Consider the following 14,927-nt stretch of genomic DNA (forward strand, 5'->3'; position numbering starts at 1 on the left):
AAGGTTTGACGGTATGAAACCAGCCTGATACTAGACGCAAAAATGGGGGACATAAAGGGGCTTCGATGATAAGTTTTTCAAAAATCGACACCTTGAAGTTAAAATTATAAATAAATGAGAAGATATGCATTTATCTTAGTATTGTTGATGCTTATGGGTTGCGGGGAAGATGCTGCAACACCCAAACCGCGCGCCTTTTTATCTCTCAATTATCCTGAAGCCAAATACGAAGCCACAAGTTTTAATTGCCCTTATAATTTTGAAATCAATACCCTGGCCGAAATTAAAGCTTCCCGAAATAATATTCCTTGTTGGATAGACCTGGAATACAACGAACTTAACGGAACTATATTTATAACTTATCAGCCAATTAATAATAACCTGGATTCTTTGTTAGCCGATGCGCAAAAACTCCCTTTACAGCATACTATAAAGGCCGATGCTATTGAAGGTGATGTTTATACTAATGAGATTCAGGATGTCTATGGGATGTTTTATGAAGTCTCTGGCGATGCGGCTTCCCAGGCACAGTTTTACCTAACCGATAGTGTAAATCACTTTGTGACGGCTTCAGCCTATTTTAGAACCAAACCCAACTACGATTCAATTATTCCCGCAGCTGATTACCTGAAAAAGGATATGAAGCATATGATTGAAACTTTCCGCTGGAAAAATTAAACTTCAAACTGGGTGAGAAATTTGAATTAGAGGAGCCTTTCTCAATATTTATTCCTGGTTAAAGTTGAATCGTCACCCTGAACTCGTTTCAGAGCCTGCTCCGGAATTTATTCGGAGGTCTAAGTTGAGCCTAAATATTTTTCTCTTTTTAAATGCTAAAACAGAATCACCATGCCCTTTTAATGAAATTGGGTTAAAAATAATCTTCACTTTTCTTTTCAGCTCTAAAGGATTACCGACTTTTGCAGCTTAAAAATCGAGAAATATGCCTTTAGAGAAATTAAAGTGGGTTTACCTGGTTATTCTTTCTATTGTTTGGGGAAGTTCTTTTATTCTTATTAAAAAAGGACTGGTAGGATTATCGGCTATAGAAGTTGGGTCCTTCCGAATAATTTTTGCCGCTGTTTTTCTTATTCTTATTGGTTTTAGATCTATCATGAAGATCAAGAAGAGGCAATGGAAATGGATGGTGATCTCGGGCTTGCTGGGAAACTTCTTTCCTGTTTATCTTTTCTCTTTTGCGGAAACCGAAATTGACAGCGCTATTGCTTCAATTTTAAATGCAGCAACACCTTTAATGACACTTATTTTTGGAGCGTTATTTTTTAAGGCGGTATTTAATCAGAACAAAATATTGGGAGTTGTTATTGGCCTTTTGGGAACTGCTGGCTTAATTTTGAGCGGTGCCAGTATTAATCCAGATCAGAATTATCTTTATTCACTTTTAGTAATTATCGCTGCCTCTTGTTATGCGATGAATGTAAATATTCTTAAAACCCATATGAGTGATATTAGTCCGCTGGCAATTGCAGCTGGAAGTTTCACCGTTTTATTATTGCCTACTTTGGTAATTTTATATTTTTCGGGATTCTTTGAACACGATCTTTCTAATATCGTACTGCAGCAATCTATAGGTTATGTTGCTGTTTTAGGGGTGATTGGAACCGGAGTGGCAATGATTATTTTTAATAAACTGGTGCAGATCTCAGACCCGGTTTTTACTACTTCTGTAACCTATACTATTCCGGTAGTCGCTTTAGGTTGGGGAATTTTAGATGGTGAGGTTTTTAGTACCTGGCAGTTAATTTCAGCTTTTGTAATCTTAATAGGAGTATTTATTGTAAACCGATCTAAAAAGGTGTTTTCTAAGTTTAGAAAACAGGCTACCTGATCTAAACCTAAACAGTTTTTTGTGCTTTCTTCTGCTTGTTTTTGTAATAGTAAAAGGAAACTAAATAATAGACATGGAAGATCAATAAAACCTCAAAGGCAGACATAAATTCGCGATGCTCAACCGATTTAAATAACTCCATAAAAGTTTCGAAAAGAAAGAAGATATTGGCGAAAATTATAGCTGGGATCAGACATTTTAACCTAAGTTGATTAAAATATTTTTTCTCATTTTTTTCTTTTGAAAATGAAAAAAACTGCCAGCGCTAACAGGAAGAAGTATTTCCCAAGCGGTAAGAAGATATTGGGATCCAGGTTTAGTTGTTCATTAAAGCTTATTATCGCAGAAATTAATGATAATCCAGTAATTACAAAAGAAATAATTTTAAAATAAGATGGTAGAAGATGTTTATTGGTTTCAACTTCCATACAATATAGATTTGGGTTTAAAATAAAAGAACCGACCATTGCTGGCCGGTTCTCTCTAACATTAATAAAAAATCACTATTCTTGAAAATCTTCAGCTGAAACTCCTTCATTAACAAGGATTTCAGTAACATCAAATTCAAATGTTTGTGGGCCCGCAGCCTGAGTCATTTTAAAAGGGAATTTAACTCCTTTTACTTCCTGGTAATCGCTGTATCCTGTAGGAATAGACATTGTTTGTCCGGCCTGGGATACGGTTTTTACCGTTTGCATTTTTAAACCACTTTCTACGTTGTAGTAAGCTTTGTAGTTATCGTTAAGTGCAACAACATAAGCATCTGTACCTTCAACAGTTTCAATTCCTTCTAAAGTTGCATCTCCAACCTGAAGTTCTGGGAATGGATTAGCATCTATTTTAGCGGTTTTAATTTGATCTTCGTTGTAAGGGATCTTTTGACCTTGTACTACCATAAATCCGGAATCATCATTAAGTACTTGTTTGCTCATAACATTACCGCCAACAGAAACTTCCTGGTTTAACTTATTATCCATAGTTCTCTTTAGGGTTAGGTTTAGGGCCATTCCCTGTACACTAGCTTCGGCTTTCATAACTACACTTTCCACATCTTCAACAGCATCACGTCCGCCAACAGCTTCAATATAATTTTCGTAAACTTTTTCTACGGTAACTGAGGCGTCAACTTCTTTAGCTTTTGGTTTTTCAACTTCCTCACCAAGTTTGTTGTAATATTTAACCGGAATTGTTTTCCCGTTAAATTCAACTTTTTCAAGGTTTTCAGCAATTTCTGAAGCTTTACCTGCAACTACAATTCTCATATTATCGGTTTGATAATATTTGTTGGCTACACGTTGAATATCATCTGCAGTAACTGCATTTATTTTTTCAAGGAAAGTTTCGTAAAAATCATCCTCAAGATCGTTCGTTTTGATATTAAGCGCATAATTAGCGATGGTAGAAGGTTGTTCTAACCTTAATACGAAATCACCGGCGAATTTGCTTTTAGCGTTTTCCAGCATTTCAGCATCTACAGGCTCGGTTTTAATTCTTCTAATCTCTTTTAAAGATTCTACAATTGCGCTATCGGTTACCGCGTTTCTAACGCTTGCCTGTGCAACAAATCTTGAAGCATACTTGTCTGCCCCTGTGCTTGTTCTCGCTCCGTAAGTATAACCTTTGTCTTCACGAAGGTTCATATTTAAGTAACTTCCAAAACTACCACCAAGAATTTGATTTGCCACCAATACAGGGAAGTAATCTTCATCTGCCATTTTTAAATCTATGGTATTTTGAAGCCTTAACTCACTCTGAACCGCGTTTGGCATATCAACTAAGTTGATCTGTGTTTCATTCACGTTAGCTACTTGAGGTAGCTCTTGCGCTGTTGGGGCACCGGCTTCCCAGCTTCCAAAATTTTTCTCAGCAAGTTTTTTTACATCAGAAGTCTTTACATCTCCAACTACAACAAGGTAAGCATTCGCAGGTTTGAAGTAATTCTTGTAAAAACCTTTTACGTCTTCCAGGGAAACTTTTTCAGTATTTTCTACCGTGGCAAACTCTCCGTAAGGGTGGTTAGCTCCATAGGCTAGAGCAGCACTTACACGGCTGGCGATAGAACCTACATCTTTATTGATAGATTTTAAGCTCTCAATTTGTTTGTTCTTTTCAGCTTCAAATTCTTCCTGGGTGAATTTTGGTTTTAAAGCTCCTTCAGCCATAAGTTCCATAACTCTAGGGAAAAACTTAGAAAGTGAGCTAGCATAAACGCTTTCTGATCCAAAATTAACATTGGCTCCTAGAAAGTCTATTTCTTCGTTAAAATCGTCCTTAGACATATTCTCGGTTCCTGTACCCAATAAAGAAGAAACCAAAGCAGCAGTAGCAGGTTTTTCTTCGGCGTGAGGTTTGTTGTCTATAATTAAGGAAGCAGAAACTCTTGGCAGTTTGTGGTTCTCTACTACTAGAACTTTTAAGCCGTTATTTAAAGTAAATTCATCTGGCTGGCCAAGATTGATCTTTGGAGCTGGACCTGGTTCCGGTTGTTTAGAACGGTCTACCTGCGCAATTGCCGCTGTGGTCAAAAAGCAAGCTATAAATAATGTGATTATATTAAATTTCATTCTATATATATTTTATGTTATTCCTTTTCCTTTTCGCTTTCTGGAAGGTAATCTAATTCTAAACGTTGATTTTCGTTAAGATATTCGTTAGCAACTCTTTTAATATCCTCTCTGGTGATGTTTCTGTAGATTTCAATCTCTTCGTTAATTAAATCTGTATCCCCATAAAGAACGTTGTAAGATGCCAAAGAAGAAGCTATACCTTGTATGCTGCTGTTGGAATTCACAAAACGGTTCTCAAATTTATTCTGAAGTTTTTGATATTCTTTTTCTGAAATCAACTCGTTTTGAAGTTTGTCAATCTCTTCATCCATTGAAGCGGCTAAAGTATCTAATGGAGTTTCTCCTAAAGCAAGAGCGCCCATAACATAAGTTCCGTAATCTTCCTGAGATCTTGGGAAAGCTAATACCTGAAGCGCGGTTTTTTCTTCGTCTACCATTTTCTTGTACATTCTGGAGCTTTTTCCGTCAGTAAGAATAGAAGAGATCATATCAAGGATATAGGCATCTTTTTCTACCATAGAAGGCGTGCGGTAAACAAATAACTTTGCAGGAATTTGAATGTTACTGTCGTATTCTGTAGCTGTAATAGTTTCAGTAATTGGTTCTTCTTTAATAGAAACTCTTTCTACTTCATTTCCTTCAGGAATTTCAGCGAAATACTTCTCGATCATTTCTTTAGTTTCATCAATTTCAATATCACCGGCAACAACTAAAGTAGCGTTGTTTGGTCCGTAATATTTATCAAAGAAAGCTTTGAATTCATCTAGCTCTGCAGCATCAAGGTCTTCCATGGTGCCTATTACAGAGTTTTTGTAAGGATGCTTATCAAAAACATATTTGTTGATACCGGTAGAATAAATGATCTTCCCATAAGGAGCGTTGTCAATACGAGAGCGCTTTTCTTCTTTTACAACCTCATTCTGAGTTTCTACACCTACCTCGTTGATAACCGGGTGAAGCATTCTTTCAGACTCCATCCATAAACCTAGTTCAAGGTTGTTAGAAGGAAAAGTCTCGTAATAATAAGTACGATCTTGCGTGGTGTTGGCATTGTTGCTACCACCATTAGCGGCAACGATATCAAACCATTTTCCGCGTTCAATGTTCTCGGTACCTTCAAATAAAAGGTGTTCAAAGAAGTGGGCAAAGCCAGAGCGGCCTGTTTCTTCATCTTTAGCACCTACGTGGTACATCACTCCAACAGTAGCTACTGGCGCAGTGTTGTCCTGGTGTAAAATAACGTGTAATCCGTTGTCCAGGTTGTATTCGGTAAATTCTACCTCCTGGGCAATTCCTGCTGCGCTACAAACTAATGCAAGGGCAGCCATCTTTAAGTTTTTAATCATTTTTAAATAGATTTTTCATTAATGCAATGGATTAGTAATTGAAAGTCGTATTTTGTTACAAGATAGTTTCAGGAAAATGAAGAAATTATTGTAATTGTGCGAAAAGTGTCAAAATTAACAAGCTATTAAGCTAAAAACCGACACATTTTTTAGAAATTTACTAAATAAAAATACCAACCACAGCTATGAAGAATTTTAGTGTTCCAATTAAATATGGACTTTTAATCGCAGTAGGGCTAATTGCTTATTTTTTGATATTATCGCTTTTCAATGTGCATATCTACCCATTGTTTAGTTTGTTTAACGGGGTGATTATGGCAGCAGGAATGTGGTTAGCCTTAAAAGCTTACCGAAATTCTAAGGGAGCAAAGTTTAAATATCAAAAAGGTTTTATGGCGAGCCTGCTTACCGGGTTTAACGCGACTATTGTGTTTACCATATTCTTTGCTTTTTATTCTACAGAACTAAACCCAGATTTCCTGGGTAATCTTATAAATATGTGGCGCACAGATTATGGTACAGAGATAGGTATTGTGCTATTTGTAGTAGCTGTAATGGGTTTTGCTACCAGCCTTGTGCTTACTTTAGCATATATGCAACTGTTTAAAGATTCCTGGAATACCAAGGAAGGTCAGCAACACACCTATTAAATCTTTTTAGGCTTTGTGAATTAATTAATTAGAAGTATATTTGCACCCGCTTGCGAAAAAAGTAAGTGTAATTTTTAGCATAAATTAATTAATCACAACACTATGTATGCAATTGTAGAGATAGCAGGGCAGCAATTTAAAGTTGCAAAAGACCAGAAGGTGTTTGTTAACCGTCTAAGCGGAGAAGAAGGAGACAGCGTTTCTTTTGACAAAGTTCTTCTTACCGGCGACGGAGACAACATAAACCTAGGCGCCCCGGCTATAGATGGTGCTCTTGTAGGAGCAAAAATCACCCGTCACCTTAAAGGAGACAAAGTAATCGTTTTCAAAAAGAAAAGACGTAAAGGTTACAAGAAGAAAAACGGTCACCGTCAGGCTTTAACCGAGATCGTAATTGAAAGCATCGATGTAAAAGGTGGAAAAAAAGCTGCTTCAGCTAAAAAAGAGGAAGCACCTAAAGAAACCAAATCTGATAAAAAATCTGAAGATTTAAATCAGTACACCGTAGCTGAATTGAAAGAGATGGCTAAGGAGAAAGGTCTTGAAGGCTATTCTTCTATGAAGAAAGCTGAATTAATTGAAGCTTTAAGTTAAATATTAATCTACTTAAAACTAAAGTAAAATGGCACACAAAAAAGGAGTCGGTAGTTCCAAGAACGGTAGAGAGTCAGAATCGAAACGCTTAGGTGTGAAGATCTTTGGCGGTCAGGCTGCCGTAGCAGGAAACATCATTGTTAGACAAAGAGGAACTGCGCACAATCCAGGTGAGAATGTGTATGCAGGAAAAGATCATACTTTACACGCTAAAGTTGACGGTCTTGTAAAATTCTCTAAAACAAAGAACAATAAATCTTACGTTTCTATAGAACCGTTTGAAGCATAGAGTTTCTCGCCCTCAAAAGGGAAAAGAACTTCTAGAATTATATAAAAACCCCTTCCGAATTTCGGAAGGGGTTTTTTTGTATCTTTAAATTAGACTTAAAGATTTATATTATGAACTATATAGATGTTTTTCGCACATCAGACCGTCATGAACTTGCTATCCTCAAAAACCTTTTTGACGATGAGAACATCAATTACAGAACCCACGGTGAAGCTATGGATAACGCAGCGAACATTGGAGGACTGGGAAACGATGGGATGCGAATAGAAGTTGAGGAAAGTGAAAGAGAGAGAGCTACCGAAATTATTAAAAGAAGTGGTTTTTTAGGCCAGTCTCATAATATTTCGAAACCGGAAAGGAGAAAACCTCAGGTGGGGAAATGGGTGTTCGTGTTACTTGCCGCGCTCGTAGTGCTTGTTGCTATTATTTTCTTCATCTGGTTTATGAGGGGGAATTAGAAATGATTTTTGTTTAAAACTTGCTTAGATCCTGAAACAAGTTCAGGATGACGTTTACTCGATAATCGAAATTTAAATACTCCAGGGCTTGCTTCGAAAATTAAACAATGTTCCTAATGAATGCCTCAAGAGCTTGCTCCGATGTATTTTACTAAATAAAAAGACCTCACAGGTTTTGGAAACCTGTAAGGTCTGATTTTATAAAAAGAGATTTCCGCCGCAGTTTATGCTGAGCATAGTCGAAGTGCGGAAATGACATTATTAGTATCTATAGTACTCCGGCTTGTATGGGCCTTTTACTTCCACCCCAATATATTTAGCCTGATAATCTTTAAGTTCAGTTAATTCTACTCCAATTTTTTCAAGGTGAAGTTTGGCAACTTTTTCGTCTAAATGCTTCGGAAGCATATAAACTTCATTTTTATACTTATCAGAATTTTTCCAAAGTTCAATTTGCGCTAAGGTCTGGTTGGTAAAAGAGTTACTCATTACAAAACTTGGGTGGCCAGTGGCGCAACCAAGGTTTACCAATCGCCCTTCGGCTAAAAGAATAATGTCTTTTCCGTCTATGGTATATTTATCAACCTGTGGCTTGATTTCATCTTTAGAATCACCGTGATTGTTGTTCAGCCAGGCAACATCAATTTCGTTGTCAAAATGCCCTATATTACAAACGATGGTTTTGTCTTTCATCGCTTCAAAATGCTCACCTCTAACGATATCTTTGTTTCCGGTAGTGGTAATTACAATATCAGCCTTAGGTAAAACAGTTTCTAATTTTTTTACTTCAAAACCGTCCATTGCAGCTTGTAATGCGCAAATAGGATCAATTTCAGTAACAGTCACAATAGATCCGGCGCCTTTAAATGAAGCAGCGGTACCTTTACCAACATCTCCATAACCACAAACTACTACACGTTTTCCGGCAAGCATAATATCGGTTGCACGGCGAATGGCATCAACAGCACTTTCGCGACATCCATATTTGTTGTCGAATTTAGATTTGGTAACCGAATCGTTTACGTTAATTGCCGGAATTACCAAAGTTCCGTTTTTCATTCTTTCATAAAGTCTATGAACACCGGTTGTGGTTTCTTCTGAAAGTCCACGGATACCTTCAGCAAGTTCCGGGTATTTATCAAAAACCATATTGGTAAGATCGCCACCATCGTCAAGAATCATATTCAATGGTTCGCGTTCTTCGCCAAAAAATAAAGTTTGTTCTATACACCAGTTAAATTCCTCTTCGGTCATTCCTTTCCAGGCATAAACCGGGATTCCTGCAGCAGCAATTGCAGCGGCAGCGTGATCTTGTGTAGAGAAAATATTACAAGAGCTCCAGGTAACATCTGCGCCAAGAGAAACCAGGGTTTCTATAAGCACAGCGGTTTGCACGGTCATGTGAAGACATCCTGCAATTCTGGCTCCTTTTAGTGGTTGTTCGTTCTTGTATTCTTCGCGAAGTGCCATTAGACCTGGCATCTCAGATTCGGCAAGTTCAATTTCTTTTCTTCCCCAGTCGGCCAGGGAAATATCCTTAACTTTATAAGCGGTATGCGGCACTGTTTTAGTCGACATATTATTATATTTGAATATTAGCAATTTTTTTTCTTGCGCAAAAATAAGGAATCTTTAACAAACCTACATGCCACTTTACAAAACAATAACAGTAAACCCGCACACTAAAGTCTTCATTTGGAAGGTAGAAGAACCGTTTAAAGAGTTAAGCGAAGGGATAGAATTAACCGAACATTGTAAAAACCGCGTAAACGGAATGAAATCGGAAATTCACCGTCGCGGTTTTATGAGTATTCGTCATTTAATGGCCGAAGCCGGTTATGTAGATCATGATTTGTTTTATGACGATTTAGGAAAACCGCATTTAAAAAACGGAAAAAACATTTCTATAACGCATTCTTTTAATTTTACCGCGATAATTCTAAGTGATGAAAAAGTGGGGATAGATATTGAAAAGCGACGTGATAAAATTCTCAAAATCGCCAATAAATTCACGCCACTTAGCGAATATCATACCGTGGCAAATGAAGAAGCTTTAATAAGAAAACTCACTATTGTTTGGGGCGCCAAGGAATCCATCTATAAAATGTATGCCGAACCCGGACTTGGATTTTTGCAGCACATTAATGTAACCGACTTCGATTTTGATGATGCTGAAACTACAGCCAAAGTTAACTTTAAGGGAAAGGAATCTTTCTACGAAATGAAATTCCTGGAATTTGAAGGCTTTACCTGTGTTTACGGATGGGACGATCCTAAAAAAGCCCGAAATTAATGCGGAATTTTTATGCTGAAATTTCCCAGGCTGCGGCAAACGGGAAAAAGCTGCTCGCCATTTTAATAGATCCCGATAAGTTTAATGAAGCTGAAGCAGCAGCTTACCTTCAAAAGATTCCAAAAGAAACAACTCATATTTTTGTGGGCGGCAGTACCGTAGCAAAATTAAAGACCGAAAAAACGGTAAAATCAATAAAAACGGAGACTGATCTGCCAGTGATCTTATTCCCCGGCGATTACTCTCAAATTACCGAAACTGCAGATGCATTGCTATTTCTAAGTTTGCTTTCCGGAAGAAACCCGGAATATTTAATTGAGCAACAGGTGAAATCTGTAGATAAATTAAAAAATAGTAAACTGGAAATTATCCCAACTGCCTATATTTTGATAGATGGCGGAAAGGAATGTGCGGTACAGCGGGTAAGCGGCACCAAACCAATTTCACAATGCCAGGTAGAGACTATTGTAAATACAGCATTGGCGGGAGAATTTTCGGGAAAAAAACTAATTTATCTTGAAGCGGGTAGTGGAGCTAATTTTCCGGTTTCCGAAGAAATTATTACTGAAGTAAAGAAAGCGGTTTCTATTCCTTTGGTTATAGGTGGCGGAATTCGAAGTTTAGAACAACAGGAAAAAGCCTATAAAGCCGGTGCTGATATGATTGTTATGGGAACGCAATTTGAAAATTAGTAAACAACTTCGGAGCAAGCTCACGAAGCATTATTATTGGAAAATATAATTTGATTTCGAGGTATCCCGATGCTTCGGAACGGAGCATTTAATCTCGATTATCGAGTAAACGTCATTCTGAATTTATTTCAGAATCTAATTTGTGGTAATCCCAAAAGGTACAGGTTCACAAATTGTTAGTGGGAGTCATAACAATACTAATTTCAAATCTTTAAATTTGGCTTGCGATGGTTTGAATTATTATTCGTGCATTCGTGGCCTAAATTATATAAAAATGAAAATTTCAGTAGAATTAACATTAAGTCCGTTGCAGGACGATTTTGAACCAAAAATTATCAATTTCATCAAAAAAATGCGAGCTTCAGGCTTAACAGTAAAAGAGAATCCGCTAAGTACCCAGGTTTATGGAGATTATGATGAGGTGATGAATTTATTGAATTCAGAAATAAAAGATGCTTTTGAGACCATAGACCGCGGACTCATTTATATGAAAATTGTAAAATCTGACCGAAGCGACTATGCAGCCGATTTTTGATTTTTTCTTTGATCAGTATTACGGGTATCCAACTTTATTTATCATCCTTGAAGTAATTGCGGTAATCTTTGGCTTTCTTTCGGTACTCTATTCCAAGCAAAACAACATTCTGGTTTATCCCACCGGGATTATAAGTACCATGATCTTTGTTTACCTGCTTTGGCAATGGGAGCTTCTGGGCGATATGATGATTAATGCTTATTATTTCTCTATGAGTATCTACGGTTGGTATGTTTGGACGCGAAAAGTTGATGCTGAGCATTTCACACCTATTACCAATACCACCAAAAAGGAGAACTGGCAGAGCCTATTTATTTTTATCGCGACCTTACTTTTTGTGTTCGCTGTTTATGAGTATTTTGATAAATGGACTAACTGGACCGCCTACGTAGATACCTTTACCACGGCAATTTTCTTTGTGGGAATGTGGCAAATGGCTAAAAGAAAAATTGAAAACTGGATATTTTGGATTATTGGAGATATCATTTCGGTTCCGCTTTATTTCTATAAAGGCCTTACCTTAACGGCACTTCAATATTTTGTATTTACTATAATCGCTATTTACGGCTATAAAGCATGGCAGAAAAACTTGCGCAACGACCTTCGTCCCTCATAAAAGTAGTTCTATTTGGACCTGAATCTACCGGAAAAACCAGCCTGGCGAAAATGCTGGCTAATCATTATGATACTTTTTGGGTAGAAGAATATATGCGGGAATATCTTCAGGAAAAATGGGATAAGGAAAAAAAGATTTGTGAGCCAAAAGACATGATTCCTATTGCTGAAGGCCAAATGAAACGTGAAAATGTGTTGGCCGAAAAAGCTAATATTCTCCTAATTAGCGACACCAACCTTTTGGAGCTAAAAGTCTATTCTGAAGCTTATTACAATGGTTATTGCGACCCTCAACTTCTTAAACATGCGTTAAACAATCAATACGATTTGTACTTTTTAACGTATATTGACGTTCCCTGGACCCCTGATGATCTTCGGGATAAACCCGAGGACCGGAAAGGGATGTTCAAACGCTTTGAAGAAGAGCTCATAAAACATCAAAAGCCTTATGTAGTTTTAAAAGGCGATCTTATAGATCGTTTTAATATTGCAATAGAGGAAATAGACAAACTTTTAAAAAATAAATAGACGTGGAGTTTAGCGAAATAGACATTTTGCAGATTGAAGAAAAAGGATTATCAACTCAAGAAGTTGAAAGACAAATTCAAATATTTGAAAGAGGAAATATAAAAGTAGATATCCAGCAAGCAGCAACCCTGGGTGACGGGATATTTGCTTATAATGTTGAAGATCAAAAGAAGTTTATTCAAACTTTTGAAGATAAAAAGGAACAGCTGAATCTTTTGAAATTTGTTCCTGCTTCTGGTGCGGCAACAAGAATGTTTAAAGCATTCCACAATTTCGCAAATGAATTTGATCCTGAAAAGGCAAGCTTAAGGGATTATTTAGATAAAAAGGAAAACAAAAACCTACAGTTGTTTTTTGAAGAAATAGAAAAGCTGCCATTTTACGAGGAAGCCTACAAAAAAGCAAAAGACAACAATCCTGATTTTTCAAATAAATCTAATGACGAACAGCAACTAATTTTGGTAAAGACCATGTTGTATGAAAACGGACTTGGTTTAAGCGATTTACCAAAGGGATTGGTTCCTTTTCATTCTTATAACGATTTTACCGCGACTGCTTTCGAAGAACACTTACATAGTGCAGCAAAATATCTTTCTATAAATGGTGTAACCAAGTTGCATTTTACGGTTGCTGAAGGTGATAAAGAAAAGTTTGAAGATGAGTTTGAAAATATCAAAGAAAGAGTAGAAGAAGCTACCCAAACTAAATTCGAAATCTCTTACTCGTATCAGGATCCCAAAACCGATACTATTGCGGTAGATGAGGAAAATAAACCATTTAGGGATGAAAACGATAGAATGTTTTTTAGACCTGGTGGCCATGGTGCTTTAATAGAGAACCTTAATCAACAGGAAGCCGATCTTATTTTTATTAAAAATATAGATAATGTGGTTGTTGCTACCAATCTTCCAAAAGTAGTGGAGATGAAGAGAATGCTTGGAGGAAAGCTGATCACACTACAGGAGCAGGTTTTTGAATATATGAAGGCTCTAAATGCCGGGAATAATTCTGAAACAAAACTTGATGAGATCGCAGGATTTCTAGAAGATGAACTTTTTGTAAAGATCACTTCTTCCTTTGCTAAATTTACAGGCGAAGAAAAAACCGAATATCTATGTAAAAAACTAGACCGCCCGCTAAGGGTTTGCGGAATGGTTAAAAATGAAGGCGAACCGGGAGGAGGCCCATTTCTGGTTAAAAATGAAGATGGCGAAATCTCGTTGCAAATAATTGAAGGCGCACAAATAGATAAAAACAATTCAGAGCAATTAGAAATTCTTAATAATTCTACACACTTTAATCCTGTAGATATTGCCTGTAGTCTAAAAAATCACAAAGGGGAAAGTTTTGATCTCAATCAATACGTAGACGGAAATATGAGTTTCATTGCTGATAAAACCAAAGATGGTAAATCTCTAAAAGCATTAGAACGACCAGGTTTATGGAACGGTGGGATGGCCTATTGGAATACTGTATTTGTAGAAGTTCCGGTGGAGACTTTTAACCCGGTAAAAACCGTTGCCGATATTTTAAAACCTTCTCACCAACCCAAATAATTAGTTTTGGATGAAGCGCAAATAACACGGGAACTTAGTTTTAAAGCCGTGCGCAGTTCGGGTGCCGGTGGTCAACACGTTAATAAAACATCTTCTAAGGTTGAACTTTATTTTGATGTGGAAGCTTCAGAAGGGCTTTCAGAAGAAGAAAAGTCGCGTATACTCAAAAAGCTGGCTTCCCGGCTTACCAAAGATCATTTCTTAATATTACAGAGTGAAGAAAGCAGAAGTCAGCATAAAAACAAGGCACTTGTAATAGCTAAGTTTTTTGAACTCCTTAGAGAAAATATTAAAAAGCCTAAACCGAGAAAGAAAACTAAGCCCAGTAAAGCGGCAAAATTAAAACGCCTAAAAACGAAGAAGATCAACGCAGAAAAAAAAGTAAGAAGAAACGATCCTTTAAAATAAGTGAGGTGTTTTTCTACACAAGTGTGGAAAAAACACCCTTCTTTTTATAGCTATTGAAGTGGTTGCAGATATAAAATTTCTTAAGGTGTTTATTTTCAAATGCTTAAAAAACCAGCGTTTTACTGGTATAATTTTTTATGTGTATTAATCGCTAAATTAATATTAAATATAGCAGCTTAAGATACTGTTGTATAATTTAGATTTTCGGAGAAATAGGCTGTCTGAAAAGGCAGCCTTTTTTGTTGTATTATTTTCTGGTTTTTAGTATTTTCATGTAATGAAAGCCAAAGCAGTATTTAAGACCTATGACCAGTCGCAGTTAAGTCTTTTACCTCCCAGTTATGATGATCTGGTCCCTGCCCATCATCCCGTTAGGATCGTCAATACGATTATTGATCAAATCGACATCGCTGACCTGGAGCGAAGTTATAAAGGAGGAGGTACCTCCAGTTACCATCCCCGGATGTTGCTCAAGGTGACCATCTATGCGTACCTTCGCAATATGTATTCCTCTCGTAAAATTGAGCAGGCCCTTCAGGAGAACATT

Annotated in this window: 17 protein-coding genes; 14 read left to right on the forward strand and 3 right to left on the reverse strand. The window is 37.0% G+C overall.

Going from position 1 to position 14,927, the window contains the following annotated elements:
• Positions 1–114 precede the first annotated feature (114 nt).
• The gene (gene gldD / locus B5440_RS03395) at positions 115–678 is read left to right on the forward strand and encodes a gliding motility lipoprotein GldD (protein WP_070054581.1); all 564 of its coding nucleotides are present in this window, start codon (positions 115–117) and stop codon (positions 676–678) included.
• A gap of 265 nt (positions 679–943) precedes the next feature.
• Positions 944–1,849, forward strand: coding sequence for a DMT family transporter (locus B5440_RS03400; protein WP_070054582.1), 906 nt, complete (start codon positions 944–946; stop codon positions 1,847–1,849).
• Between the two features lie 503 nt (positions 1,850–2,352).
• Here B5440_RS03400 and B5440_RS03410 read toward each other — a convergent pair.
• Positions 2,353–4,413 (reverse strand): M16 family metallopeptidase, encoded by a 2,061-nt coding sequence (locus B5440_RS03410; protein ID WP_070054584.1) that lies wholly within the window; start codon positions 4,411–4,413, stop codon positions 2,353–2,355.
• A 17-nt stretch (positions 4,414–4,430) separates the two neighbouring features.
• On the reverse strand, positions 4,431–5,744 hold the full coding sequence (locus tag B5440_RS03415; RefSeq protein WP_100970638.1) for a M16 family metallopeptidase: 1,314 nt from the start codon (positions 5,742–5,744) through the stop codon (positions 4,431–4,433).
• A gap of 203 nt (positions 5,745–5,947) precedes the next feature.
• Here B5440_RS03415 and B5440_RS03420 point away from each other — a divergent pair, with 203 nt between their 5' ends.
• The 4 genes from B5440_RS03420 (at position 5,948) to B5440_RS03435 (ending at position 7,753) form a co-directional block, all read left to right on the forward strand.
• Positions 5,948–6,412, forward strand: coding sequence for a DUF4199 domain-containing protein (locus B5440_RS03420; RefSeq protein ID WP_070054585.1), 465 nt, complete (start codon positions 5,948–5,950; stop codon positions 6,410–6,412).
• Positions 6,413–6,514: 102 nt separating this feature from the next.
• Positions 6,515–7,006: a 50S ribosomal protein L21 gene (gene rplU / locus B5440_RS03425; RefSeq protein ID WP_057482831.1), complete on the forward strand. Its 492-nt coding sequence runs from the start codon at positions 6,515–6,517 to the stop codon at positions 7,004–7,006.
• 28 nt (positions 7,007–7,034) lie between these two features.
• Positions 7,035–7,295: a 50S ribosomal protein L27 gene (gene rpmA / locus B5440_RS03430; protein ID WP_037317616.1), complete on the forward strand. Its 261-nt coding sequence runs from the start codon at positions 7,035–7,037 to the stop codon at positions 7,293–7,295.
• Positions 7,296–7,405: 110 nt separating this feature from the next.
• Positions 7,406–7,753 carry a putative signal transducing protein gene (locus B5440_RS03435; protein ID WP_070054586.1) on the forward strand — a complete coding sequence of 116 codons (348 nt, stop codon included), beginning with the start codon at positions 7,406–7,408 and terminating at the stop codon, positions 7,751–7,753.
• A 261-nt stretch (positions 7,754–8,014) separates the two neighbouring features.
• Here B5440_RS03435 and ahcY read toward each other — a convergent pair whose 3' ends face one another.
• Positions 8,015–9,331 carry an adenosylhomocysteinase gene (gene ahcY / locus B5440_RS03440; protein WP_070054608.1) on the reverse strand — a complete coding sequence of 439 codons (1,317 nt, stop codon included), beginning with the start codon at positions 9,329–9,331 and terminating at the stop codon, positions 8,015–8,017.
• Positions 9,332–9,398: 67 nt separating this feature from the next.
• On the opposite strand from ahcY, the gene B5440_RS03445 reads away from it, so the two are divergent.
• From B5440_RS03445 to B5440_RS03480, 8 genes are all read left to right on the forward strand, one after another.
• Positions 9,399–10,046 carry a 4'-phosphopantetheinyl transferase family protein gene (locus tag B5440_RS03445; protein WP_070054587.1) on the forward strand — a complete coding sequence of 216 codons (648 nt, stop codon included), beginning with the start codon at positions 9,399–9,401 and terminating at the stop codon, positions 10,044–10,046.
• Complete coding sequence (locus B5440_RS03450) at positions 10,046–10,738, forward strand: phosphoglycerol geranylgeranyltransferase (protein ID WP_070054588.1); 693 nt, start codon at positions 10,046–10,048, stop codon at positions 10,736–10,738. The genes B5440_RS03445 and B5440_RS03450 overlap by 1 nt, the downstream gene beginning before the upstream one ends.
• Before the next feature lie 274 nt (positions 10,739–11,012).
• Positions 11,013–11,273, forward strand: coding sequence for a YkoF family thiamine/hydroxymethylpyrimidine-binding protein (locus B5440_RS03455; RefSeq protein WP_070054589.1), 261 nt, complete (start codon positions 11,013–11,015; stop codon positions 11,271–11,273).
• The gene (gene pnuC, locus B5440_RS03460) at positions 11,257–11,889 is read left to right on the forward strand and encodes a nicotinamide riboside transporter PnuC (protein WP_070054590.1); all 633 of its coding nucleotides are present in this window, start codon (positions 11,257–11,259) and stop codon (positions 11,887–11,889) included. The genes B5440_RS03455 and pnuC overlap by 17 nt, the downstream gene beginning before the upstream one ends.
• Positions 11,850–12,416, forward strand: a complete 567-nt coding sequence (locus B5440_RS03465; RefSeq protein WP_070054591.1) for an AAA family ATPase — start codon at positions 11,850–11,852, stop codon at positions 12,414–12,416. Before pnuC ends, B5440_RS03465 begins: the two co-directional genes overlap by 40 nt.
• 2 nt (positions 12,417–12,418) lie before the next feature.
• The gene (locus B5440_RS03470; RefSeq protein ID WP_070054592.1) at positions 12,419–13,972 is read left to right on the forward strand and encodes a DUF4301 family protein; all 1,554 of its coding nucleotides are present in this window, start codon (positions 12,419–12,421) and stop codon (positions 13,970–13,972) included.
• Between the two features lie 6 nt (positions 13,973–13,978).
• Positions 13,979–14,380 carry an alternative ribosome rescue aminoacyl-tRNA hydrolase ArfB gene (gene arfB / locus B5440_RS03475; protein WP_070054593.1) on the forward strand — a complete coding sequence of 134 codons (402 nt, stop codon included), beginning with the start codon at positions 13,979–13,981 and terminating at the stop codon, positions 14,378–14,380.
• 277 nt (positions 14,381–14,657) lie between these two features.
• The coding region (locus B5440_RS03480) for a transposase (protein WP_200805506.1) at positions 14,658–14,927 on the forward strand (270 nt) is incomplete at its 3' end.

Source organism: Salegentibacter salarius (assembly GCF_900168265.1).
Classification (GTDB): Bacteria; Bacteroidota; Bacteroidia; order Flavobacteriales; family Flavobacteriaceae; genus Salegentibacter; species Salegentibacter salarius.

Coding starts and splice junctions, on each gene's coding strand:
- gldD (WP_070054581.1), top strand. CDS start 115: ATGAGAAGATATGCATTTATCTTAGTATTGTTGATGCTTATGGGTTGC.
- B5440_RS03400 (WP_070054582.1), top strand. CDS start 944: ATGCCTTTAGAGAAATTAAAGTGGGTTTACCTGGTTATTCTTTCTATT.
- B5440_RS03410 (WP_070054584.1), bottom strand. CDS start 4,413: ATGAAATTTAATATAATCACATTATTTATAGCTTGCTTTTTGACCACA.
- B5440_RS03415 (WP_100970638.1), bottom strand. CDS start 5,744: ATGGCTGCCCTTGCATTAGTTTGTAGCGCAGCAGGAATTGCCCAGGAG.
- B5440_RS03420 (WP_070054585.1), top strand. CDS start 5,948: ATGAAGAATTTTAGTGTTCCAATTAAATATGGACTTTTAATCGCAGTA.
- rplU (WP_057482831.1), top strand. CDS start 6,515: ATGTATGCAATTGTAGAGATAGCAGGGCAGCAATTTAAAGTTGCAAAA.
- rpmA (WP_037317616.1), top strand. CDS start 7,035: ATGGCACACAAAAAAGGAGTCGGTAGTTCCAAGAACGGTAGAGAGTCA.
- B5440_RS03435 (WP_070054586.1), top strand. CDS start 7,406: ATGAACTATATAGATGTTTTTCGCACATCAGACCGTCATGAACTTGCT.
- ahcY (WP_070054608.1), bottom strand. CDS start 9,331: ATGTCGACTAAAACAGTGCCGCATACCGCTTATAAAGTTAAGGATATT.
- B5440_RS03445 (WP_070054587.1), top strand. CDS start 9,399: ATGCCACTTTACAAAACAATAACAGTAAACCCGCACACTAAAGTCTTC.
- B5440_RS03450 (WP_070054588.1), top strand. CDS start 10,046: ATGCGGAATTTTTATGCTGAAATTTCCCAGGCTGCGGCAAACGGGAAA.
- B5440_RS03455 (WP_070054589.1), top strand. CDS start 11,013: ATGAAAATTTCAGTAGAATTAACATTAAGTCCGTTGCAGGACGATTTT.
- pnuC (WP_070054590.1), top strand. CDS start 11,257: ATGCAGCCGATTTTTGATTTTTTCTTTGATCAGTATTACGGGTATCCA.
- B5440_RS03465 (WP_070054591.1), top strand. CDS start 11,850: ATGGCAGAAAAACTTGCGCAACGACCTTCGTCCCTCATAAAAGTAGTT.